The sequence below is a fragment of the Actinomyces oris genome, from assembly GCF_006546825.1.
GTDB classification, from domain to species: domain Bacteria; phylum Actinomycetota; class Actinomycetes; order Actinomycetales; family Actinomycetaceae; genus Actinomyces; species Actinomyces oris.
In genome coordinates this window covers 204,448-225,847 of sequence record NZ_VICC01000007.1, presented here as the reverse complement: position 1 = coordinate 225,847, position 21,400 = coordinate 204,448, and the positions used below count along the sequence as shown (strand labels likewise).

The 21,400-nt window shown below is 67.9% G+C and carries 19 protein-coding genes; 6 read left to right on the top strand and 13 right to left on the bottom strand.

The window, feature by feature from the left end:
• Positions 1 to 52: 52 nt before the first annotated feature.
• Positions 53 to 433 carry a hypothetical protein gene (locus FK267_RS11760; RefSeq protein ID WP_141407306.1) on the top strand — a complete coding sequence of 127 codons (381 nt, stop codon included), beginning with the start codon at positions 53 to 55 and terminating at the stop codon, positions 431 to 433.
• Positions 430 to 1,740: a S8 family peptidase gene (locus FK267_RS11755; RefSeq protein WP_232622435.1), complete on the top strand. Its 1,311-nt coding sequence runs from the start codon at positions 430 to 432 to the stop codon at positions 1,738 to 1,740. Before FK267_RS11760 ends, FK267_RS11755 begins: the two co-directional genes overlap by 4 nt.
• 34 nt (positions 1,741 to 1,774) lie before the next feature.
• On the opposite strand, the gene FK267_RS11750 is transcribed toward FK267_RS11755, so the two are convergent.
• Positions 1,775 to 2,446: a response regulator gene (locus tag FK267_RS11750; protein WP_141407304.1), complete on the bottom strand. Its 672-nt coding sequence runs from the start codon at positions 2,444 to 2,446 to the stop codon at positions 1,775 to 1,777.
• Positions 2,447 to 2,596: 150 nt separating this feature from the next.
• On the opposite strand from FK267_RS11750, the gene FK267_RS11745 reads away from it, so the two are divergent.
• Positions 2,597 to 3,652, top strand: coding sequence for a sensor histidine kinase (locus tag FK267_RS11745; RefSeq protein WP_249039347.1), 1,056 nt, complete (start codon positions 2,597 to 2,599; stop codon positions 3,650 to 3,652).
• A 1,148-nt stretch (positions 3,653 to 4,800) separates the two neighbouring features.
• Here the strand turns inward: FK267_RS11745 and FK267_RS11740 are convergent.
• The 11 genes from FK267_RS11740 to dacB form a co-directional block, all read right to left on the bottom strand.
• Complete coding sequence (locus FK267_RS11740; protein ID WP_141407302.1) at positions 4,801 to 5,124, bottom strand: DMT family transporter; 324 nt, start codon at positions 5,122 to 5,124, stop codon at positions 4,801 to 4,803.
• The gene (locus FK267_RS11735) at positions 5,121 to 5,474 is read right to left on the bottom strand and encodes a DMT family transporter (RefSeq protein WP_141407323.1); all 354 of its coding nucleotides are present in this window, start codon (positions 5,472 to 5,474) and stop codon (positions 5,121 to 5,123) included. Before FK267_RS11735 ends, FK267_RS11740 begins: the two co-directional genes overlap by 4 nt.
• 116 nt (positions 5,475 to 5,590) lie before the next feature.
• A complete protein-coding gene (locus FK267_RS11730; protein WP_075372952.1) occupies positions 5,591 to 6,001 on the bottom strand; it encodes a YvaD family protein in 411 nt (136 codons plus the stop codon).
• Positions 6,002 to 6,037: 36 nt separating this feature from the next.
• Complete coding sequence (locus tag FK267_RS11725) at positions 6,038 to 6,541, bottom strand: HXXEE domain-containing protein (protein WP_141407301.1); 504 nt, start codon at positions 6,539 to 6,541, stop codon at positions 6,038 to 6,040.
• Positions 6,542 to 6,719: 178 nt separating this feature from the next.
• On the bottom strand, positions 6,720 to 7,238 hold the full coding sequence (locus tag FK267_RS11720; protein WP_198498108.1) for a TetR/AcrR family transcriptional regulator: 519 nt from the start codon (positions 7,236 to 7,238) through the stop codon (positions 6,720 to 6,722).
• A gap of 315 nt (positions 7,239 to 7,553) precedes the next feature.
• Complete coding sequence (folE, locus tag FK267_RS11715; protein WP_070513162.1) at positions 7,554 to 8,126, bottom strand: GTP cyclohydrolase I FolE; 573 nt, start codon at positions 8,124 to 8,126, stop codon at positions 7,554 to 7,556.
• A gap of 51 nt (positions 8,127 to 8,177) precedes the next feature.
• Positions 8,178 to 10,253 carry an ATP-dependent zinc metalloprotease FtsH gene (gene ftsH, locus FK267_RS11710; protein ID WP_141407300.1) on the bottom strand — a complete coding sequence of 692 codons (2,076 nt, stop codon included), beginning with the start codon at positions 10,251 to 10,253 and terminating at the stop codon, positions 8,178 to 8,180.
• A 145-nt stretch (positions 10,254 to 10,398) separates the two neighbouring features.
• On the bottom strand, positions 10,399 to 11,721 hold the full coding sequence (locus FK267_RS11705) for a hypothetical protein (RefSeq protein WP_141407299.1): 1,323 nt from the start codon (positions 11,719 to 11,721) through the stop codon (positions 10,399 to 10,401).
• 221 nt (positions 11,722 to 11,942) lie between these two features.
• Complete coding sequence (hpt, locus tag FK267_RS11700; RefSeq protein ID WP_003789094.1) at positions 11,943 to 12,497, bottom strand: hypoxanthine phosphoribosyltransferase; 555 nt, start codon at positions 12,495 to 12,497, stop codon at positions 11,943 to 11,945.
• A 113-nt stretch (positions 12,498 to 12,610) separates the two neighbouring features.
• Complete coding sequence (locus FK267_RS11695) at positions 12,611 to 13,849, bottom strand: zinc-dependent metalloprotease (protein WP_141407298.1); 1,239 nt, start codon at positions 13,847 to 13,849, stop codon at positions 12,611 to 12,613.
• A gap of 81 nt (positions 13,850 to 13,930) precedes the next feature.
• Positions 13,931 to 15,328, bottom strand: coding sequence for a D-alanyl-D-alanine carboxypeptidase/D-alanyl-D-alanine endopeptidase (gene dacB, locus FK267_RS11690; protein WP_141407297.1), 1,398 nt, complete (start codon positions 15,326 to 15,328; stop codon positions 13,931 to 13,933).
• 235 nt (positions 15,329 to 15,563) lie between these two features.
• Between dacB and FK267_RS11685 the strand changes: the two genes are divergently transcribed.
• A complete protein-coding gene (locus FK267_RS11685; protein ID WP_003789087.1) occupies positions 15,564 to 16,064 on the top strand; it encodes an inorganic diphosphatase in 501 nt (166 codons plus the stop codon).
• 245 nt (positions 16,065 to 16,309) lie between these two features.
• On the opposite strand, the gene FK267_RS11680 is transcribed toward FK267_RS11685, so the two are convergent.
• Positions 16,310 to 17,704: a C40 family peptidase gene (locus tag FK267_RS11680; protein WP_141407296.1), complete on the bottom strand. Its 1,395-nt coding sequence runs from the start codon at positions 17,702 to 17,704 to the stop codon at positions 16,310 to 16,312.
• Between the two features lie 822 nt (positions 17,705 to 18,526).
• On the opposite strand from FK267_RS11680, the gene FK267_RS11675 reads away from it, so the two are divergent.
• Both FK267_RS11675 and metX read left to right on the top strand, forming a co-directional pair.
• Positions 18,527 to 19,948, top strand: coding sequence for an O-acetylhomoserine aminocarboxypropyltransferase/cysteine synthase family protein (locus FK267_RS11675; protein ID WP_141407295.1), 1,422 nt, complete (start codon positions 18,527 to 18,529; stop codon positions 19,946 to 19,948).
• An 11-nt stretch (positions 19,949 to 19,959) separates the two neighbouring features.
• Entirely contained in the window at positions 19,960 to 21,180 is a 1,221-nt protein-coding gene (metX, locus tag FK267_RS11670; protein WP_141407294.1) for a homoserine O-acetyltransferase MetX, read from the top strand.
• Positions 21,181 to 21,400 lie beyond the last annotated feature (220 nt).

Below are 21,400 nucleotides of genomic sequence, written 5' to 3'. Positions count from 1 at the left end.
CCCCTCAGCAGTCCCATCACCAATAATCAGCCACGACCTAAGGAACACCATCATGAACCGCATCAAACGCTCCGACATCAAAGACTCCGTCCAGACTGTCCTGGCCTCCCGGAACGAGCCCGGAATGACGGGGTGGATTCCCCGCACCGATCAGCCCTCCACAGAGAACCGGGACTCGGTCGAGGCCGACCTCCTCGCACTGCGCAGCCTCTTGGAGAAGCACGGCGACGCCCTGTCCGGAGACATCGAGAAGGACGCAGCCCTGGTGACCGCCGCACGCCGTCGTGGACACACGGTCGACCTCGTCGTGGGTAGGGAGCGCGCTCCGTACAACGGTGAGGCGGGCTTCCTATCCTGGATCGAGCACAACGGCTCAGTGGTCCTGACCCTTGCTCCCGTTCGCGAGCTCTACGAGGAGGTGGCCCGGTGGTGAGCATCGAGGCGCCCGCAAGCTCACCTCGTCGCCGCAGGAGGGCACTGGCCGTCTGCGCTACGTTGTTGCTGCTCCTGGGCGCGGGGAGCACGACGGCCGGCGCCGCCTCGGTCGATTCATCTTCTCACGGCTCACTGCTTCCGGGCGATCCCCTCCAGTCCAAGCAGTGGTACCTCAGTTGGCAGGACCGCCCGGGCTCACCCTCCACCGGCAAAGGCGCCTCCGTGGGCGTCATCGATACCGGTATCGACGCCTCTCACCCCGATCTGGCCGCCGCATACGACTCCGCCAGCAGCAAGTCCTTCCTGTCGGGGGACTCCTGCAACGGAGACACTGCCTGTGACGATCCCGCCCATGACGGCTTCGGTCACGGAACCTCCGTCGCCGGGATCATCGCGGCCGCAGCGGACGGGCACGGCACTGTCGGGGCCGCTCCCGGGGCCAGGATCGTCAGTCTCAAGGCCGGGGACCGGACGGGCACCTTCTCCGCCGACGCCGTCAGCCAAGCGATCCGGTACGGGGCGGACGCGCATCTCAGCGTCCTCGTCATGAGCTTCACCGTCGACCCCTGGTTCCGCTACTGCGACAACGCGCCCGCCGACACGGCCGAGCAGCGGGCACAGCAGAAGGCCGACCTGGAGAAGGTGACCTCGGCGCTGAAGTACGCCGCCGATCACGGGGTGGTCCTCGTGGCCGCCGCCGGCAACGAGGCCTACGATCTCGACCACGGCACATCGGACCCGTACAGCTCGGGCTGGTCCGGTCAGGCAGAGCGCCCCGTCACCGATCAGTGCGTCACCATGCCCGCCCAGTCCGACGACGTCATCACCGTTGGGGCCATCACTAAGACGGGGAACCGGACCGACTACTCCAATGTTGGCGCCGCGATTGACATCGTCGCATTCGGGGGCGAGCCGCCTCTGGCAGGGCCGGGCGGTGCCGTGGTTCAAGGACCGGAGCTAGGTATCCTCACCACAGCATCGCCGGACAGGCTCCGTCGACTAGGCGCGCTCAACGACGACGGATCGCCTCGAACCGACGATGTCCTGAGCGACTGCCCCTCAGGAGGGGGTTCCTGCAGGTACTACTGGTACCAGATCGGAACCTCGTTCGCGGCACCCCAGGTCGCGGCCGCGGCCGCGGAACTCAGGTCTCGCGGAGTACCGGCGGGTGACGTCAAGAAGCAGCTGACGACGTCGGCAACCCCGATCTCATGCCCAAGAGAGAAGCAGGCTCTGGCATGCGAGCCCCTCACAGGCGGCGGCAACACCTGGTACGGGGCTGGAGCGCTCCGGCTACCCAGGTGACGCAATCGACCGTCGCTACTCATCAGGAGAACCTTCACCTCTCCTGATGAGTAGCGACGACCAGCTTGAGGCGTGAGGACACGCCGTACTTCTTCATGAGATGGGAGACGTGGCTCTTGACCGTGGCCTCCGAGATGAAGAGCTGGTCGGCAATCTCAGCGTTGGAGTACCCCTCGCAGAGGAGATCCAGCACAGCCTGCTCAGCCTCGGTGACACCGGGGTGCGAGCTTGGAATGGGGCGCAGGTACTGGGAGACGAGGCGGGAGGTGGTGGCCGGGGAGATCGTCGTTCCGCCGTGGTGGGCGGCGATGACGGCCCGGACCACCTCCTCCGCCGAGGAGTCCTTGAGCAGGAAGCCGTTGGCCTTCCGGTCCAACGCGGTCCGCATGGCCTCATCGTCATCGAAGGAGGTGAGGACGATGACGGCGACCTCGGGCATCCCCTGCTTGACCTTGGTGAGGAGCTGAAGACCGTCCATTCCCGGCATCCGCACATCGGTGATGAGCACGTCGACCCGGTAGTTCCGCAGGAAGCCGAAGGCGTCCTTTGCAGCCCCGAAGGTGCTGAGCACCTCGATCTCCTGCGCTTCGTTCAGGTAGGCCCTCAGAGCCTGCAGGACAAAGGGGTCATCATCAACGACGACGACCCGGATCTTCTCCGAGTCATTGTTGTCGCTTAAACTATTCGAGAGAGCATCTGTCCGCATGGAAGAATGATACTGAGTTTGCCCGACCCGAGAGCGGTTCGTATGTCTCTTCTTGCCTCCGACACTCAGACATCCTTCACATGGCACCCCACGCGACGCACCCACCTGCTCCATGCAGGAGTTGCCATCTTCCTCCTCACCATCGCACCGGTGGCATTGGGAGTCCCTCATACTCCTTCTGCACTCCTGGCCACCGCCATGAGCCTGGCCTGTCTGCCTCTGGCATCCCGGCTTCCCGCCGCAGGAGCAGCCGCAAGCCTGGCTGTCACCTGGTTCGCCGCCAACTCCCCATACGATCTTGGCGGCATTGCCGTGGTACTGCCGTGGGGGCTTTGCATCATGCTCCTGGGCCGAGGCCTCCGACGCGACATGATCTACGTCCTCGCCTTCGCAACGACGTTGGCACACCTCTCAGCAGCACCAACGTGGCATTTAGGGCTGGTCCAAACAGCGACTTTCGGTGTTCCTTGTGTGGTGATCGGTGAGGTCGTCCGCCATCACCGCCTCCAGGCCAACGTCGCCGAGCAGGAACGCCGGCGCAAGCTCGACCAGCAACGGCGCCTGGTCGTCTCCGAGCTCCACGACACCGTCGTACGCGACCTCAGCCACGCCGTCATGATCGCCGAGCAAGCCCGCCTGGCCGACCCCCACAACGCCCGCCTCAACCAAGAGCTCACAGCCATCATCACCCCCGTACGCACCGCCGTCGAACAGCTACGACGCAGCCTCAAAGCCATGAGCTCCGCCGAAGGAGACGACTCCCTCCTCCTGCTGGCCGCCTCACCCCCACCACCCCTGACCGACACCATCCGCACCGCCCAGGAAGCCCTCGCGCACCGAGACGCCCACCTGACCACCCACGGCACCGACCTACTCGACAACCCCAGCATCGGCCCGGGCATCCGCCAACAGCTCGTACGCATCATCGCCGAGCTCATCAACAACGCCGCCAAGCACACACCCCCCTCCAGCACCGCCACCCTCACCATCGAGACCGACAACAACACCCTCGAGTGCATGTGCACCAACCCCATCAACCCCAACCGACCCACCAGTACCGCCACCTCGTCCCAGCTCGGCCTCATCCAAGCCCAGCAGCGCGTCGAATCCCTCGGCGGCTCCCTCCACACCACCCACACCACCAACCGCTGGACCACCATCTTCACCATCCCCCTCCACCGCACACCGCCGACAACCACGGACTGACACGCCAACCACCTCCACCTTTGAGCACGCCGAAGCGACTGACATCCGCAGAAAGTCGTATGTGATTTCATCCATAAGAAGACTGTTATCGTCCCGGAAAGCAGGCCAAACTTAAGCCATCACCCCACCACCACAAGGAGTCAAACATGCGCAAGGCCTTTTCCTCCACACTCTCCGCCGCCATCCTCGGAGGAGCACTACTTCTGTGTCCGTCTTCACACGCCACCCTCACCTCTGCACATACCCACAATGAACCTATCGCCTTTCACGCACCAGCGAAAGTAAATTGCGTAGACCTAGCAGGCATATTCACCACTTGCAAACTCTAACCACATATGCCACCGAAGCCACATCTGTTCTTCGGAAAATAGGTACTATTCGCAGATAGTCGATCATCGTTCGTTTTCGAACCACATGCGATAGCCGCCAACACCTCACGATGCAGCTCCCTTGATGCCGCCCACATGAACCTGGGCAACATCAAGGGAACTGCCTTTTTTATGCCGTATCCGCAAGAGCATCCATCTCAACATCGACTCGCATCTGGCAAGATACCGCCCAGCTCGGATTCGTCTTAGCCCCGCAAGGGCACTGAACTTCTCCGACCTCGTCGCTGCCGTGGCCTCCGCAGCCGGGCATGGAGAGGATGCAGCGCCGTATGAAGGCCATGGGCGCCAGCCTGAGCGTGAGTCAGGGCGAGGGCCGCTGGACCACGGTCTTCAGCGTCCCCTTCCAGGCGGTCTCTTGAAAGACCCACCCGGCGCCATGGCTTGATACGTCGTGCAACCACGGTTTCCCGACGGGGACGTTCCGCGCGGCCGGGTGCAAACCACTCCGGCCGAGGACATGTCACGCGTTCGGGGACAACCGTCCTGTCCCCGAACGCGTGGACTGCACCCGCCGATGTCGAATGTCCCCGGCCGAGAGAGCCTTCTGCCCACGCCACGTACCTCAGGAGCCGCTCGGCCAGTCCGCGCGGGACAGGAACAAGCCGATCGTGTCCAAATCGGTGACAAAGGCTCGGAACGGACACACACTGACGAAAGAAAACCGCATGATTCCGCGGTTCACATGGTCGGCCAAGGAGTGCCGACGGCCCTTTGTCACCGATTTGGACATTCTGGCCCGTGATCGCCTTCGGTGCGTTGTCAGTGCGCGCTGCCGAGCTCGACGAGGAGCACCCCGGCCATGATGAGCGCGATGCCGGCCACCATGATGCGGGTCAGTGGCTCACCGAAGAGATACCTTGAGGCGATTGCCGTGACGGCCACTCCCCCGGCCGACCAGATCCCGTAGGCGACACCGAGCCCCAGCCCCTCCTTGAGGGCCAGGGTCAACATGGCGAAGGCCCCCAGGTAGCCGGCCATGACGGCGCCGTACCACCGCAGCCCTCTGCCGTCGGAGGCGAGCTTGAGCGAGAGTGTGCCGGTGGTCTCGGAGGCGATGGCCGCTACCAGGTAGACCCCGCTCATGACGCCTCACCGTCCTTGTCCTGCGTGCCTGCGCGCTGCGCCCCGACCTCGACGAGGAGCACGCCGGCCATGATGAGCGCGATACCGAGGGCGACGAGCACCGTGATCGGTTCACCGAAGACAAGCATGGACAGCACGGCGGTCAGCGCCACACCCAGGGCACCCCAGATCCCGTAGGCGACGCCGAGCGGCATGCCGGCCTTGAGCGTCAGCGACAGGAGGATAAAGGCCAGCGCGTACCCGATCCCAACCATGACGTAGAAGCCCGGTTGGTTCAGGGCCTGGCGCAAGGCGAGGGTCGCCGACACCTCGGAGATGATGGCGCCTCCGAGAGCCGGCCAGGCGCACACGCCACGGCCCGATGTCCCCGGGCGCTCCTTCAGCGCACCGAGCACCATCCGGCCTGTGGGCGCGCCCGGGCGGCATACGCTCCCCCACGTCGACAGGCAGAGCACGTCCTTGACCGTCACGCCCGGTTCTCCGCGGTCTCGAGCCGCCGGCAGACCATGGAGCCGAAGGCGAGCGCCGGGACGATCATGAGCAGGGCGTTGGGCCCCCACCACAGCGGGTCGAAGTCACGGTAGAAGGACCAGAAGGAGATCGCCATGAACCCGGCGCAGAAGGTGAGCATGAGTCCGACCGTCAGCACCAGGTCCCCGATCCTGCTGCCCACCCGCGTCAGGTGGGCGCCGAGGAAGACGGTCAGCGCGGCGGCCACGTCGAGCGGAAAGAAGGACCAGTTCCAGGCCTGGATGACCTGGTTGGAGTAGTCCTTGAAACGCAGGTGCTCGGGAATGAGATTGAGGAAGACGGCCGCCCAGTAGAGCAGCAGCCCGGCATCGACGGCCACCAGCAATTTCTTATACGTGGAGCCCATACATACATCCCTACATTGTGGCGACATTTTCGTCGACTAACCCTGGGCGTATCCGACGAAGCGCCGCTCGATTCTCGGCATCAAACGGTGCATGACGTACAGGTTCCCGTAGACCACCACCATCACCAGCATGAAACATGCTACTGTCAACATATTGACCCTCCAGTAGTGGGAGATAATAAACCACATCAGCGGAACCTGAAGAGTGACAGTCACAACCCCCGGGACATACCCCCTGAACCGGAAACACATTCTATAGTGGATAAGAAAGTGGAGGCTGTACGCCACACAGAAGCACAAGTACAACTCGTCACCTCGCGTCAACGAACACACATAAGAAACAGTCAACAGAATAACAAACTCCTCCAGCACCCCCACCGTAAACGCCGAACCATCTCTGGTTTCCCCAAAATAATCTGCCTGATTGGGGAGCGCCCGAAACTTCGACCGCCGCTTCCACAGAGGCAGAAGCACCATCTCCTCAAAATCGTGCAGAATAAACAGGATCGGCAGCGCCCAGTAGCCGAGCAGAAACGACATTCTTCCTCCCAGTGATGACCCATCAGTCGATGAGGACTGTATGCCGGAATCACGTCCCATTCCACTCACACAGCACTTGTGGCACAGATTCGCAGAATCTGTACCACATAACAGGGAGGTCAACCTCACCTCTCAATGCGGGCCGCTCACAGGCATCAAGACCTCAGGATGGAGTCGACTATGGCAAGCATTCAGCGTAAACCGACAATTCCTCGAGAAACGTCCGGACAACCTCCGAAGCTTTCGGGTCCATACCACGATCGAGCCAATGCAGGAGAATATTCCACATTCCACCAACGAACAGCAGATCCACGAGAGTTTCGTCAACTCCGGAGACTCCATGCCAGGGAAGGTCGGAGTGCGGCAGCGCCTCTAGGAACTTTTTTCGCTGCACATCAAGCGCCAGATCCAAAAGCTGACGCCTCCTCAATAGGATAACATACTCTTTGCGATCCCCCCAGAAGGAGAAATAATAGTTGAGAATTCCCTCAACATCCGATATGCCGCGCTCTTCAACACCTTGGAGATACTCTCTCAACAACTCCTCAATATAGAATGTCAAGACGGACCTCTTCGTGGAGAAGTGGCGATAGTATGTATTTCTAGATACACCCGCCTTGGCCACTACCTCTGATACAGAGATCTCATCAAGCTCATAAACCGCAAGCTTTTCAAAGAGCGCCTCAGCGATCCGCACCTTAGAACGGTACACGCGGGCGTCCACATCGACTTCACCACGATCAGCACTCCTCATCATATTCTAGGAGTGTAGCCCTCGACCGCAGACAGAGACTCAGGATGTGCTGCCTGCTGGGCGAGAGCCTCAGCCCCTCACTTCACGGTTCTCCGGCCCTGCCAACCAGGGATCGAGCGCGCAGCGCAATCGCCAGCCCGAGTGAAGTGCGCCATGTGCCGGCCAGGAACACTCTCAGATCTCAGCAGTACATCCCCCAGCACTCCCGGCGGCGGCCCAAGACCGTCCAGAGTGAGGGGCGATAGCTGCGGCCCGCGCTCAGGACCGCCGGCCCAGGACCAGGCTCATGGCCTCGGAGCGGGTGGCGGCGTTGCGCATGATGCCGCGCACGGCGGAGGTGACCGTGTTGGAGCCGGGCTTGCGCACGCCGCGCATCGACATGCACAGGTGCTCGGCCTCGACGACCACGAGCACACCACGGCACTGGAGGCGCTCGACGAGGGCGTCGGCGATCTGCCGGGTGAGCCGCTCCTGGACCTGGGGGCGCCGGGCGTAGCCGTCCACGAGGCGCGCCACCTTGGACAGGCCGGTGACGCGCCCGTCCTCGCTGGGGATGTAGCCCACGTGCGCCGACCCGTGGAAGGGCAGCAGGTGGTGCTCGCACACCGAGTACATGGGGATGTCGCGTACGAGGACCATCTCCTCGTGCCCGACGTCGAAGACCCGCTCGACGTGCTCGGCCGGGTCCTGGTCGAGGCCGGCGAACATCTCCGCGTAGGCGCGCGCCATGCGCTCGGGGGTATCACGCAACCCGTCGCGCTCGGGGTCCTCCCCGATGGCGACGAGCAGGTCGTGCACCGCCCGCCGCACGCCCTCGGCGTCGTAGCTCATGGTCAGCCTCTGTCTCTCCGCACCTGCCGGGCCCACCGGGCCCGGGCCGGCTCAATGGTTGTAGCCCCAGAAGTCGCCAGCACCGTGGGAGTCATCGGACTCACCGCCGGCTTGGTCACTGGCGGGGGCGGCCTCGACGACGGGCAGCGACTCGTCGCTGCGCCACAGGGGCCGCTCGGGCTGCTTGACGACGCCCTCGAAGATCCTCTCCAGGTCCTTCTCCAGGAGCGTCTCACGGCTGAGGAGCTCCTCGGCCAGCTGGTCGAGCACGGCGCGGTTGCGGGTGAGGATCTCCCAGGCCTCCCGGTGGGCGGCATCCAGCAGAGAGCGGACCTCGGTGTCGACCGTGGCGGCGACCTGCTCGGAGAAGTCGCGGCTGGTGGCGTTGAGCCCCAGGACCGTCTCGCTCTCGGTGGTGCCGAGCTTGACGGCGCCGACCGCGCTGGTCATGCCGTAGTCGGTGACCATCTTGCGGGCCGTGGCGGTGGCCTTCTCGATGTCGTTGGAGGCGCCGGTGGTGGGGTCGCGGAAGATGATCTCCTCGGCGGCCCGCCCGCCCATGGCGTAGACGAGCTGGTCGAGCAGCTCGTTGCGGGTGGTGGAGTACTTGTCGTCCTGAGGCATGACCTGCGTGTAGCCCAGGGCGCGCCCGCGCGGCAGGATCGTCACCTTGGTGACCGGGTCGGAGTAGGCGCCGGCGGCCGCGCACAGGGCGTGACCGGCCTCGTGGTAGGCGGTGACGCGCTTCTCGTGCTCGCGCATGACGCGCGAGTGCTTCTGCGGGCCGGCGATGACGCGGTCGATGGCCTCGTCCAGGGCCCGGTTGTCGATGAGGTGGGCGTTGGAGCGGGCGGTGAGCAGGGCGGCCTCGTTGAGGACGTTGGCCAGGTCTGCGCCGGTGAAGCCGGGGGTCCGCTTGGCCACGAGGTCGAGGTCGACGTCGTCGTTGAGGGGTTTGCCCTGGGCGTGGACCTTGAGGATGGCGGCGCGCCCGGCCATGTCGGGGGCCTCGACGCTGACCTGCCGGTCGAAGCGGCCCGGGCGCAGGAGGGCCGGGTCCAGGACGTCGGGGCGGTTGGTGGCGGCGATGAGGATGACGTTGGTGTTGGCGTCGAAACCGTCCATCTCGACCAGGAGCTGGTTGAGGGTCTGCTCGCGCTCGTCGTGCCCGCCGCCGGTTCCCGAGCCGCGGTGGCGGCCGACGGCGTCGATCTCGTCGACGAAGATGATGGCGGGGGCGTTCTCCTTGGCCTGGTCGAACAGGTCGCGCACGCGCGAGGCGCCCACGCCGACGAACATCTCGACGAACTCGGAGGCGGCCATGGAGAAGAAGGGCACGCCGGCCTCGCCGGCGACGGCCTTGGCCAGCAGGGTCTTACCGGTTCCGGGCGGGCCGTACAGGAGGACGCCCTTGGGGATCTTGGCGCCGACGGCGCGGAACTTCTCAGGCTCGGAGAGGAACTCGCGGATCTCCTCGAGCTCCTCGACGGCCTCGTCCTCGCCGGCGACGTCGTCGAAGGTGACGTCGGGCATCTCCTTGGAGCCGACCTTCGCCTTGGAGCGGCCGAAGCCCATGGCGCCGCCGCGCCCGCCGCCCATGCGGCTCAGCATCCACCACATGAAGCCGCCCAGCAGCAGGGCCGGCACGAGCAGCTGGATGAGGGAGGACCACCAGCTGGTGGTGGGCACCACGGAGTTGAAGCCCTCCTTGGGGGCGGCGGCCTGCACGAGACGGTCGACCTGCTCGGCCTGGGCGTCGGTGTAGGAGAACTCGACCTTCTTGCCCACCGGGCGCGACTCGATGCCCTTCTTCTTGGGCTGGACATAGGTGGTGGTGAGGTCCAGCTCGACACGCTGGTTGCCGTCGACGACGGTGATCGACTTGATCGTGTCCGGCTTGTCCCGCAGGAGCGTCAGGCCGTCGGAGGTGTCGATGGTGCGGTAGCCGAACATCGAGGAGAAGACGGCCCAGCCGAGGATGACGACCAGAAGGAAGGGCACCAACCACAGGAACGGGTTGCCCAGGGTGTCGCGGAGCTTGCGGTCGCGCTTGTTGCGGTCGTTCTTACCGGCCTTGCCCGGCTTCCCCGAGTCCTTGCGGCCGGGCTCGCGCCCAGAATCTTTCATCGTGCGGTAGGTCCCTTCAACATACTGATTCCTCAGACGTTAGCGGATAGCACGGCAAAGGTCCCATTGCGCTTGCTCACGTTCGCGCCGGGCGTGGCCGGGAAGATCCGGCCGAGCGGGCCGACCAAGCCGCCCCGCCCCCGCTTCAGGCGCGGCGCAGACGCAAGATGACGAGGCCGGCAGACAGCAGGATCGCGGCCACGGACAGCACGCCGATCGCCACACCCGTCACCGGCAGCCACCGCTCCCGGACACTCTGGGCCGAAGGCCGCTCAGCGGCGCTCGTGCGCCCCTTCGCGTCCTGGCTGCTACCAGCACCCACCACAACCTCGTTGTGGTCGCTGCTCCCAGCCCCGCTCGAGGACTGCGAGCCGGCGCTCGCGCCGTCCGGCACTGAGCCGCCGTTGGAGGACGGGGCCCCCGCAGCCGGACCCTGCTGAGGCTTCGCTTGAGACGAGGCCGACGCCGAGGCCTCCGGGGCCGGCGTCGCAGCGCCACCCCCGGCACCCGCACTGCCGCCACCAGCGCCGGCGCGCTGCTGATCCGCCGGGGCGGGCGCGCCACCAGCGGGGGCGGACCACTGCGGGCGCGCCACCATAGCCACCTCGGCCATCGTCTGCGCGTCCAGGGTCTGCGCCTGGGCGGTCCCCGTCGAGGCCCGCACCACCTGGTTGTTACCCACGTAAATGCCGACGTCGTAGACGTTCCCGAACACCGTGGACTGGGCGGGAGCCGAGCCGGACTCGCCCTGCCCCCCGGGCAAGGGGTTGGAGAAGAAGACAATGTCCCCGGGGCTGATCGAGCCGTCCGTGTTCAGCCACAGGCGCCCCTGGGAGTGGAACCAGCCGGCCAGGTCGTCCGGCTTCCAGCTTCCGGAGAGGTCCTGCCCGACGTCGGCCCGGTAGCCGACCTGAGTGTTCTGGTCCGCCGCATACGTGGTGTGCGAGTAATCCCAGCCGGAGAGGACCATGCCCACCAGCGCTGAGGAGGTGATCGCGTACGGGGCGGAGCCGCCGGCACGCACGTTCGCTCCCGACAGCGGCGTGGGCCGCGACGCGTCCGACATCAGGGACCCGCCGGCGTTGACGAAGGACTGGGTCCGGGCCACGACGTCGTTGGCGGCGGTACCGTCCGCGCCAACGGCCGGGCCGGCTGGGAGACCCTGCGGCACAGCCCACTGGCCATCGGCCAGTATGACCGAGACGGCACCCAACGCGCCCTCGGGACTCGTGCTCTCCACGTTGTAGGTCAGGCCACCGCCGTCACCGGGCGCCTCGTCGCCGAGGGTGGTCAGGGTGCCGGAAGCCCCGCTGACCTGCGCCATCTCAGCGACCGTGTTAAACGTGTCGCCGGGGGTCGGCTCGGCCGCCACCGGAGCCATCATGGGGATGCTCAGCGAGGACGACAGCACCACCGCGCCGGCGAGGCCGACCAGCCTCGGGGCGCGTCGACGCACAGCCTTCTTCACTGTTACCAATAGTCCTTCCACATCACCCGCCGGGAGGGGACATCCACCGGCGACCTGCGCTTGTTATCTTAACGTAACGTACGCGACTCCGACCACCTTGAAAAGGGGGCACGTCGCAGTTCCAGGGCTCCTTGAGCACCGTCCGACGACGGCGTCTAGGTGCCACATCCCGTTATTTTTCCGTATTACCCTCAGGTTCTGTCAAGGTTGACCTGGGTCAGTCAGCCTCCGTAGACCTCAGGGCGCAGCGTACCGATGAACGGCAGGTTGCGGTACCGCTCGGCGTAGTCCAGCCCGTAGCCGACGACGAACTCCGTAGGAATATCGAAGCCGACGTACTTGACGTCCACCTCGACCTTGGCGGCGTCGGGCTTGCGCAGCAGCGTGGCGATCTCCACCGAGGCTGCGCCGCGGGAGGACAGGTTGCCCACCAGCCAGGACAGGGTCAGCCCGGAGTCGATGACGTCCTCAACGATGAGGATGTGCCGGTCGGTGACATCGGTGTCCAGGTCCTTGAGGATACGCACCACGCCGGAGGACTTGGTGCCCGAGCCGTAGGAGGACACCGCCATCCAGTCCATCGGCGCGCTCATGTGCAGCCGGCGCGACAGGTCCGCCATGACGTAGACGGCCCCCTTGAGCACGCCGACGAGCAGTGGGTCGCGACCGGCGTAGTCCGCGTCGATCTGCGCGGCCATCTCATCGAGGCGCTGCCCGATCTGCTCCTCGGTGATGAGAACCTGCTGAAGGTCCGATCCCATGTCCGTGGCGTCCATACGCCCTGCCTTCCTCATGTCTCGTCATGGCTGCGCGGGCTCACCGGGGCCGGGGAGGCCACCGGTCCGCGCCGACGCCATAAGCCTGCCACAACGGGCCCCGGCCTGGCACTTCAGCTGACGCGACGTACCCACACGTCGGGGCGGGCGAGCTCAGCCGGCGTGGGCAGCAGCTCGGGATCGGTCCACACGGTGTTGAGCCCCTCGTGCCCGATGCGGGTCACGACACTGCGCACGAAGGCGGCGCCGTCGGCGTACTGGGCCTCCTTGGCCTCCAGGCCCATGAGCCGGTGCAGCAGGAGGGAGCCCAGCCCGGGGCCGGGGCCTATGCCGCCGTCGGCCGCGCGGCTGCGCGAGAGCACGGCCCGGAGCCGGTGGACCGAGGGCATCCGGTTGGGGTGCACGTCATCGAGGACGACCTCGGCGTGTCCCTCCAGGAATGTCAGCGCGGCCGCCAGGGAGGCGACCTCGGCGCGATCCGTGACGTTCATCAGACCTTCGAGCACCCGCCCGCGGCCGGCGCGCGCCGCAAGGCGCACCATCCGGCCTCGTCGCGGCCTACTCCCCCGCCCTCGCGAACTCCCGTCGCCTGCGCTTCCGGCACCGTCGGCACCGCCGTAGGCGGCCTCGACGACGGCGCCGATCACCATGCGCATGGAGTCCGACAGGTAGGGGCCGAGCCAGGGAGCGGCGGCCAGCTGGACGGCGTGGGTCATCTCATGCAGGCAGACCCAGGCGGGCAGGTCGAGCATGTCCAGGTCCATCTGGCGGCGCACCGCCAGCACGTTGGGGGCCACGAGCAGCAGGTGCGGCGACGCCGCCCCATCCCAGCCTCCACCTGTTGTCACGTCACGGGCCAGCCCGGTACCGGGCGTCACGACGTCGTCGCCCTCGCCATCCCCCTCACCGGAGGGGTGAGCCGGGCCGGCGCTACCGCCCCCGTGACCGCGGGTCCCGCTCGGGGCCGCGGGCACCACCTGTCCCAGGAGCCGGGTGGCCAGCAGGCTCATCGCCCCGGCGACCTCGGCGGCCCCGACGAGCTGGACCGCCTCCGAGGCCGGCGGGGCGGGCACCTGCTCCATGAGGCCGCGCAGCGCCCGGATGGAGGCGCGCACGAGCCCGGCCCGGTCGACGACGCTGACCCGCGTGGTCTCGGCGACCTGCTGGGCCGCCCGGTTCAGGCCGGTGATCCTGGCAACCCAGGCCGGTGCCTCCTGGGCGGAGCGACGCAGCACCGCCACCGAGCTGGCGCGCGCCGAGCGCGAGGCGCTGGGGCCCGCCGGAATGAGCGCGGTCAGGCGCTCCACCGTGCGCCAGTCGACGAGTCCCGCCGCTGTGCCCTGGGTCGTCACCGTGACACCTTTCTCGCCGAGTTCACCGGGCTGTCTGAGCCCCTGCCTGTCGCCGCTGCGCTGAACACGCCGCCGCACCCCTCAGGAGCATCCGCACGAGGCCAGGGGCGCCACGAAGTGGTTGTCGATCGCGGCTGCGGCTGCGGGTGCCCCACCGCCGTTGGTGGGGAAGCCGTTGGTCATGACCGCGAAGGCCAGCTGGCGCCCGTCGGCGGTGGTGACGACCCCGGCCAGGGAGGCGGTCTGCTCCAGCGAGCCGGTCTTGGCGCGCACCGTCCCGGCCGCGGCAGTGTCGTGCAGACGCTTGCCCAGGGTGCCGTCCAGGGCGGCGACGGGCAGGTCGGCGATGAGGGTGCGTCCGGCCGAGCCGCCCTCGCCGCCGGCGGCCTTGGTGATGATCTGGGTCAGGAGCCGGGCGGGGACCTTGTTGCCCTTGGCCAGCCCGGAGGAGTCCAGGAGCGTCACCCCGGAGGTGTCGAAGCCGTCCTTGCTCAGCTGGGCGAGCACGGCCTTGGAGGCCCCGGCGAAGTCGGTGGTCTCCTTGGCGTGCGCGGCCACGAGCCGCCCCTCGACCTCGGTCATCGTGTTGTCAGAGTTCTTGAGCGACACGGCGAGGATGTCGGACAGCGGGGCGGAGGAGACCGAGGCCACCTCCCGGGCGCTGCCGGAGGCTGCGGCGCGCGTCGGCTCGCCGTCGACCGTGATGCCGGCCTCGCTCAGGTGCTTGGCGAAGGCCTGGGCGGCCTCCATGGCCGGGTCCTCCGGGTAGCCCTGGTTCTGGGTGGCCGAGACATCCACCATGATCGGCTGGATCTTGGCCACGTACTGCTCGTTGCCGGCCTCCCACTTCTCGTTCCACTGGGGGCCGGTGAACAGGGTGTCGTCCAGTCTCAGGGAGACCGACGTCGTCCCCTGGGACTTGAGCTTCTCGGCGGTGGCGCGGGCAAGGTCGCCCAGACCCGCGTGACCGGCCGTGGCGCTCGGGTTGCCCTCGTTCTCGGCCAGCAGCACGTCACCGCCGCCCACGAGGGTGAGGGTCTGCCCCTCCAGGACGGCCTTGGTCTGGAGGGTGTGGCCCGGGCCCATGGAGGACAGGGCGGCCCAGGCGGTGAGCACCTTGTTGGTGGAGGCCGGCGTCACCCCGGAGGCGGCCGAGCGGTCCAGCAGCTCCTCGCCGGTGGCGACGTCGACGACGGAGGCCGTCACATTCCCCCCGGTCAGGGCGGCGTCGGAGACCACACCCTGGATGTAGCCGCTCAGGGCATTCTTGGAGGGCGTGGGAGCCCCCTGGTCCAGGCCGGAGGGGGCGGCGGTCTTGGCGCTGGGGGCGGCCGGCGTCGGGAAGGGCCGGGGGGCGACGTCGGCGTAGGCGACCGTCACCGGGCCGGGCAGCAGGTCGAGAGCATCGCCCAGGCTGTAGTAGCCGCTGAACACCAGCAGGCTCGCCGCCGTCAGGGCAGCGGTCTGGACCTTGCGCATACGTCCTCCGGACTGGGTTGTGGACAGGCTGGGATGGCCTGTATATCAAGTAGGTGGGGCGCCCAGGAGGTTACTGCCACCCGTGCACCGACGTGCAGAGTACGCGTTTACCGACCTCAGGCGCTGTCGTGCGCCACACTAGTGCCATCAATACCCGCCCCGCCGGATCGACGCCGACCACCAGGCGCCGCTCCAGCGCCCAACGAGCTGCAGACACGAGCGAAGGAGGCTCCCCGTGGAGTTCGACGTCACGATTGAGATCCCCAAGGGCAACCGCAACAAGTACGAGATCGATCACGAGACCGGTCGAATCCGCCTGGACCGCATGCTCTTCACCTCGACGCGCTACCCCGACGACTACGGCTACATCGACGGGACCCTCGGTGAGGACGGCGACCCTCTGGACGCGCTGGTCCTGCTGGAGGAGCCGACCTTCCCCGGCTGCGTCATCCGCTGCCGCGCTCTGGGCATGTTCCGTATGCGCGATGAGAAGGGCGGCGATGACAAGGTCCTGTGCGTGCCCAGCGCCGACCAGCGCGCCTCCTGGCGTACCGACATCGAGGACGTCTCGGAGTTCCACCGCCTGGAGATCCAGCACTTCTTCGAGGTCTACAAGGACCTCGAGCCCGGCAAGTCCGTCGAGGGCGCCCACTGGGTGGGCCGCGAGGAGGCCGAGGAGGAGATCCGCCAGTCCTTCCGGCGCGAGGCTGACCGCGTCGCCCGCGAGGGCCACTGACACGCACCAACCGCACGGGGCGGGGCGGCACATATGCTCCGCACCGACCCCACAGATCGCGACTGACGAACCGCCCGCCCCGACATTCGGGGCGGGCGGAATACGTGCTCGAAGGCGTGGCGGGTCTGGCGGGAGCGCCGCGAGGAACGAGCGGCGCGGATGGTAGCCGAGAGCGCGTGTACCGCCCGCCCCACCTCAGAGGCGCACCGGGTAGGGCATGACGCCGGCGTACCGCCCGCCCAGCCTTAGAGGCGCACCGCGTAGGGCATGATGCCGGAGTAGCGCATGGGGGTGACGCGCACGGTCATGCCGAAGGTCGGCGCCTCGATCATCATGTCGTCGCCCAGGTAGATGGCGACGTGGTAGATGCCGGACTGGCTGCCGTCGGAGGACCAGAAGACCAGGTCCCCGGGCTGAGCGGCGTCGAGCGGAACCAGGGAGCCCTCCCCGTACTGCACGCGTGAGGAGTGCGTGAGCTCCACGCCGGCGGCCGCGTAGGAGACCATCGTCAGCCCGGAGCAGTCCAGGCCCGCGGCCGACTCCCCGGCCCACACGTAGGGGGTGCCGAGGTAGCCCATGGCCGCGTTGATGGCAGTGGAGGCGGCGCTCCCGGAGTGCGCCGGCGCGGGCGCAGGCTCCGGGGCCGGTGCGGGTGCAGGTGCAGGTGCGGTCTCCTCTTCGGCTGCCTCGGGCTCCGGCTGGGAGGTGGTGGCGGGTTCCTGGGCCGAGGACTGCTGGCCCGGGCTGGGCCGGCTCGCCTGCTCCTGGGGAGCGGGGGCCGACTCCTGAGGCTGGGCGGCGGCCTGCTCGGCCTGCTTCTGGGCGAGGTCGGCGGCGGCCTTCTCTGAGGCCGCCTTGGCTGCGGCCTGGGCGGCGGCCTCCTCACGGGCCTTGCGCTCGGACTCGACCTGGTTCTGGTACTTCGTCTCGAGCTCGACGGTGGTGTTGCGCTGCGCGGCCAGCTGAGTGATGAGGCTCTGGCGGTTGGTGCGGGTGGTGGTGACGGCGCTCTGGGCCTCGTTGGCGGCGGCCTCGGCGTCGGTCTTGGCGGTCTCGGCGGAGGTCTTGGCGGCCTCCTTGGCCTTGACCTTCTGGTCGGCGATGGTCTGCATACTCGTGGCCACCGCCTCGAGTGCCTCGACGTTCTGGACCTTGGCGTTGTTCTTCTCCCCGGCCCGGGTCAGGGCGACGTCGGCGTCGGCCAGGTCCGCCAGCGACTCGCTGGTCAGGTACGGGGTGAGCGGGTCGAGCGGGTTGCCGCTCTCCTGGTAGGTCTGCACGACGATCGAGCCGAGGTCGGAGCGGGCCGACGTAGTGCTGGAGGCGGCGGAGTCCGCGTTGGCCTGGGCGGTCTGGGCGTCCTTGGTGGCCTTGTTGAGCTCGTCGACGGCGGCCAGGTAGTCCTCGTTGGCGGACTGAGCCTTGATCTGGGCTTCCTCCAGGTTGCTGCTCTCCTGGGCGAGCCGCGCCTCCAGGGAGGCGATGGAGGTGGAGGTCGAGCGCTCGGAGGCCTTGGAGCGATCGATGTCGCTCTGGTCCACGGGGTCGGCGAGCACCGACGGCGCCAGGGTGCATGCCAAGGCCACGACTGCGGTGGCGACGACACCGTGTCCGTGCCGTCTTGAGGGGATCGGGCTCACAGGGGTTCTCCGTCGTGATGGGGCTGAACGTGAGGATGACGCCTCACCCGGGGACCGACGTCGGCCCGCCGTCGGGATCCGTTCCGCGGAATCAGGGGGCGCGGAGCGGATCAGGGGACGAAGACGGCAGGCAGCGTCAGCCCGGATGCGACAAAGCCACACTAGTCGCTTTGGTCCCATCTGAAAACAGATTTCACACTATTCACAATCGTAACTTACGCCCCTGTAGTTAGCGGGTTGTGCCTGCATTGGCGGGGCTCCCAGCCGTCGTCATATGTCTGTGACCGATATGGCATCCGGCACAAATGACCGTTTGTGCAGGTCACTGCGGGTTTAAACGGCCGGACCCGTCACTAAGGGAAGACGCTCAACCGCGCCACCCCAGCCCCACAGCAAGGGGGCGCCGCGGGGGGCACCGCACCGACGCCGCACCCGCACCGAGCTCTCACCGCGGCCGCATGGCGGACGCCCGTTTGGACCACATGCGGAGGAAACCGCTAAAGTCGGAGCATGTTCCGTCGTCCTGAGGCCCTTCGGCCGGACACCCCCACCACGGGGCGAATGCGCAGCTGACGCGCACGCCGCCGTCGGCCCACGTGCGCGTCCCCGCCCTCACCCGCACCCTCACAGAAGTTGCAGCAACGGTGACGGCGGACGACTCAGTGCCACGACTCCTCGCCCCTCCTACTGGCCGGCTCCGACGCCGAGCCCAGCGGGCCCCAGGCAGCCGCCCACCAGCGCGCCGCACTCGCCGGCGCGAGGCAGGCACCGTTCGTGACGCTGACATCGCCGCCGGTCACCGGGAATCACCAAGGAGTCCTCATGACCGACCAGCACCCCACCCCCGCCCAGGTCGCCCCCCAGAGCGCGGAGCCGACCCCCTCCCCCACCAGCCCGGCGGGCTGGCGCTTCGAGACCAAGCAGGTCCAGGCCGGGCACGACCCCCTGGCCGAGCCCGCCCACGCCCGGGCCATCCCGATCTACCAGACCTCCTCCTACGTCTTCGAGTCGGCCGAGCAGGCGGCCGCCCGCTTCGCCCTGACCGACCTGGGCCCGATCTACACGCGCCTGACCAACCCCACCAATGACATCGTCGAGCAGCGGATCGCGGCCCTGGAGGGCGGCGTCGGGGCACTGCTGACGTCGTCGGGCCAGGCAGCCACGACCCTGGCCCTCGTGACGCTGGGCGGGGCCGGGGACAACATCGTGGCCTCGCCCTCCCTGTACGGCGGCACCACGAACCTGCTCACCCACACCCTGCCGCGCCTGGGCATTGAGACGCGTTTCGTAGCGAATCCGGGCGACCCGGCCGCCTGGGCGGCGCTGGCCGACGAGCGGACCATCGCCTTCTTCGGGGAGTCGATCCCCAACCCGCGCGGCGACATCCTGGACATCGAGGCGATCTCGGCGGCCGCGCACGAGCTGGGCATCCCGCTGGTCGTGGACAACACGGTGGCCTCGCCCTTCCTGACCCGCCCCTTCGAGTGGGGCGCGGACATCGTGGTGGCCTCGGCGACGAAGTTCCTGGGCGGGCACGGCTCCTCCGTGGCGGGCGTGATCGTGGACTCCGGCAGCTTCGATTTCGCGGCCCAGCCCGAGCGCTTCCCGGGCTTCAACACGCCCGACGAGTCCTACCACGGCCTGGTCTACGCCCGGGACCTGGGGGTGGGCAGCCCGCTGGGCGCGAACCTGGCCTTCATCCTCAAGGCGCGCGCCGAGGGCCAGCGCGACCTCGGTTTCGCGCTGGCGCCGCACTCGGCCTTCCTCATCGCCCAGGGCATCGAGACGCTCTCGCTGCGCATGGAGCGGCACGTGGACAACGCCCTGGCAGTGGCCACCTGGCTGGAGGGGCGCGACGACGTCGCCTCGGTGCGCTACTCGGGGCTGGCCTCCAGCCCCTACTACGAGCGTCACCGCAAGTACTGTCCGCGCGGGGCGGGCTCGATCCTCACCTTCGACCTGGCCGGTGGGCGCGAGGCGGGGGCGGCCTTCATCGACGCCCTGAGCCTGTTCTCCAACCTGGCCAACATCGGGGACGTGCGCTCGCTGGCGATCCACCCGGCCACCACCACGCACTCCCAGCTCGACGACGCCGGCCTGGCCGCGGCCGGGATCAGCGCCGGGACCGTGCGCCTGAGTGTGGGGATCGAGCACATCGACGACATCCTGGCCGACCTCGAGCGCGGCCTGGCGGCGGCCCGGGCCGTCGGGGCGGGCGAGCCGAGCGCGGCGGCCGGGGCCTGAGGCGGCGTGCTATGAGTGCGACCACGTCCTCCTCCTACCCCGTCTCCAGCGGCAGCGCCGAGACCGAACCGGCCGCCTACGGCGTGGGGACGGCCTCCTCCAAGCTGGTGGACCGCAAGGCCGGCTCCCCCACGGGCGCCTGGCGGCCCGGCGACGAGCCGGGGCACCGCCGGTTCCTGGAGATCGGGGACCTGCCCCTGGAGTCCGGGGAGGTTCTGCCCAACACGGTCCTGGCCTTCGAGACCTGGGGGGAGCTGAGCCCCCAGCGCGACAACGCGGTGCTCGTGCTGCATGCGCTGACCGGCGACTCCCACGTCACCGGTGAGGCGGGGCCCGGGCACCCGACGCCGGGCTGGTGGGCGGACCTGGTGGGGCCCGGGCGGGCCATCGACACCGAGCGCTACTTCGTGGTGGCCGCCAACATCCTGGGCGGCTGCCAGGGCTCGACGGGTCCGTCGTCGACCGCCCCGGACGGGCGCCCCTGGGGGTCGCGCTTCCCGTGGCTGACCACGCGCGACGCCGTCGAGGCCGAGGCGCGCCTGGCCGACGCCCTGGGGATCGAGGTCTTCCACCTGGTCATCGGGGCCTCGCTGGGCGGGCACCGGGCGATCGAGTGGGGGGTGACCCACCCGCAGCGGGTGCGCAACCTGGCGCTGGTGGCCACCGGCGCCTCGACGACCGCCGACCAGCTGGCCTGGTGCCACCTGCAGGAGCTGGCGATCGTGGCCGACCCCTTCTTCTTCGACGGCGACTACTACTCCCACTCGGTGGGTCCGGTGCGGGGGCTGGGGCTGGCGCGGGCGCTGGCGCACACGACCTACCGCAGTGCCGCCGAGCTGGACGAGCGCTTCGGACGGCGTCACCAGGGCGAGGAGGACCCGGCGGTCGGCGGGCGCTACCAGGTCGAGTCCTACCTGGACTACCACGCCGGCAAGCTGCTGGCGCGCTTCGACGCCAACACCTACCTCATCGTCACCCACTCGATGATGGTGCACGACGTCGGCACGGGGCGCGGCGGCATCGAGGCGGCGCTGGCGCGGGTGCAGGCGCGCACGCTCGTGGTGGACGTGGACTCCGACCGGCTCTTCCTGCCCGCCCAGGCCGAGGAGCTGGCCGGCGGCATCCCCGACGCGAGGCGCGAGACGATCAGCTCCCTGCACGGGCACGACGGCTTCCTCATCGAGGCCGAGCAGATGGACGCGATCCTGCGCGACTTCCTGGCCGGCGCATAGACATCGACAAAAACTTCAGAAACGACGCGGCTCCGGGTCGATTCTGAAGATTCTGTCGAAGTGTGCGTCGCGCACCGCGCCGTCAGGGACCGAGCGGTCGCGACGTTGGGGACCGAGCGGTCGGGCCATCAGGGACCGAGCGGTCGGCCAAGGCGACTCGCCCGACTTTGCAGAATCGAGATGTTCCGTTACCTTATCGTGAGACGTCTGACATCCGCCG

Bases quoted from the DNA above. Each gene is read 5' to 3' on its own strand.
- FK267_RS11760 (WP_141407306.1), top strand. From the start codon at position 53: ATGAACCGCATCAAACGCTCCGACATCAAAGACTCCGTCCAGACTGTC.
- FK267_RS11750 (WP_141407304.1), bottom strand. From the start codon at position 2,446: ATGCGGACAGATGCTCTCTCGAATAGTTTAAGCGACAACAATGACTCG.
- FK267_RS11740 (WP_141407302.1), bottom strand. From the start codon at position 5,124: ATGAGCGGGGTCTACCTGGTAGCGGCCATCGCCTCCGAGACCACCGGC.
- FK267_RS11730 (WP_075372952.1), bottom strand. From the start codon at position 6,001: ATGGGCTCCACGTATAAGAAATTGCTGGTGGCCGTCGATGCCGGGCTG.
- FK267_RS11725 (WP_141407301.1), bottom strand. From the start codon at position 6,541: ATGTCGTTTCTGCTCGGCTACTGGGCGCTGCCGATCCTGTTTATTCTG.
- folE (WP_070513162.1), bottom strand. From the start codon at position 8,126: ATGAGCTACGACGCCGAGGGCGTGCGGCGGGCGGTGCACGACCTGCTC.
- ftsH (WP_141407300.1), bottom strand. From the start codon at position 10,253: ATGAAAGATTCTGGGCGCGAGCCCGGCCGCAAGGACTCGGGGAAGCCG.
- hpt (WP_003789094.1), bottom strand. From the start codon at position 12,497: ATGGACGCCACGGACATGGGATCGGACCTTCAGCAGGTTCTCATCACC.
- dacB (WP_141407297.1), bottom strand. From the start codon at position 15,328: ATGCGCAAGGTCCAGACCGCTGCCCTGACGGCGGCGAGCCTGCTGGTG.
- FK267_RS11675 (WP_141407295.1), top strand. From the start codon at position 18,527: ATGACCGACCAGCACCCCACCCCCGCCCAGGTCGCCCCCCAGAGCGCG.
- metX (WP_141407294.1), top strand. From the start codon at position 19,960: ATGAGTGCGACCACGTCCTCCTCCTACCCCGTCTCCAGCGGCAGCGCC.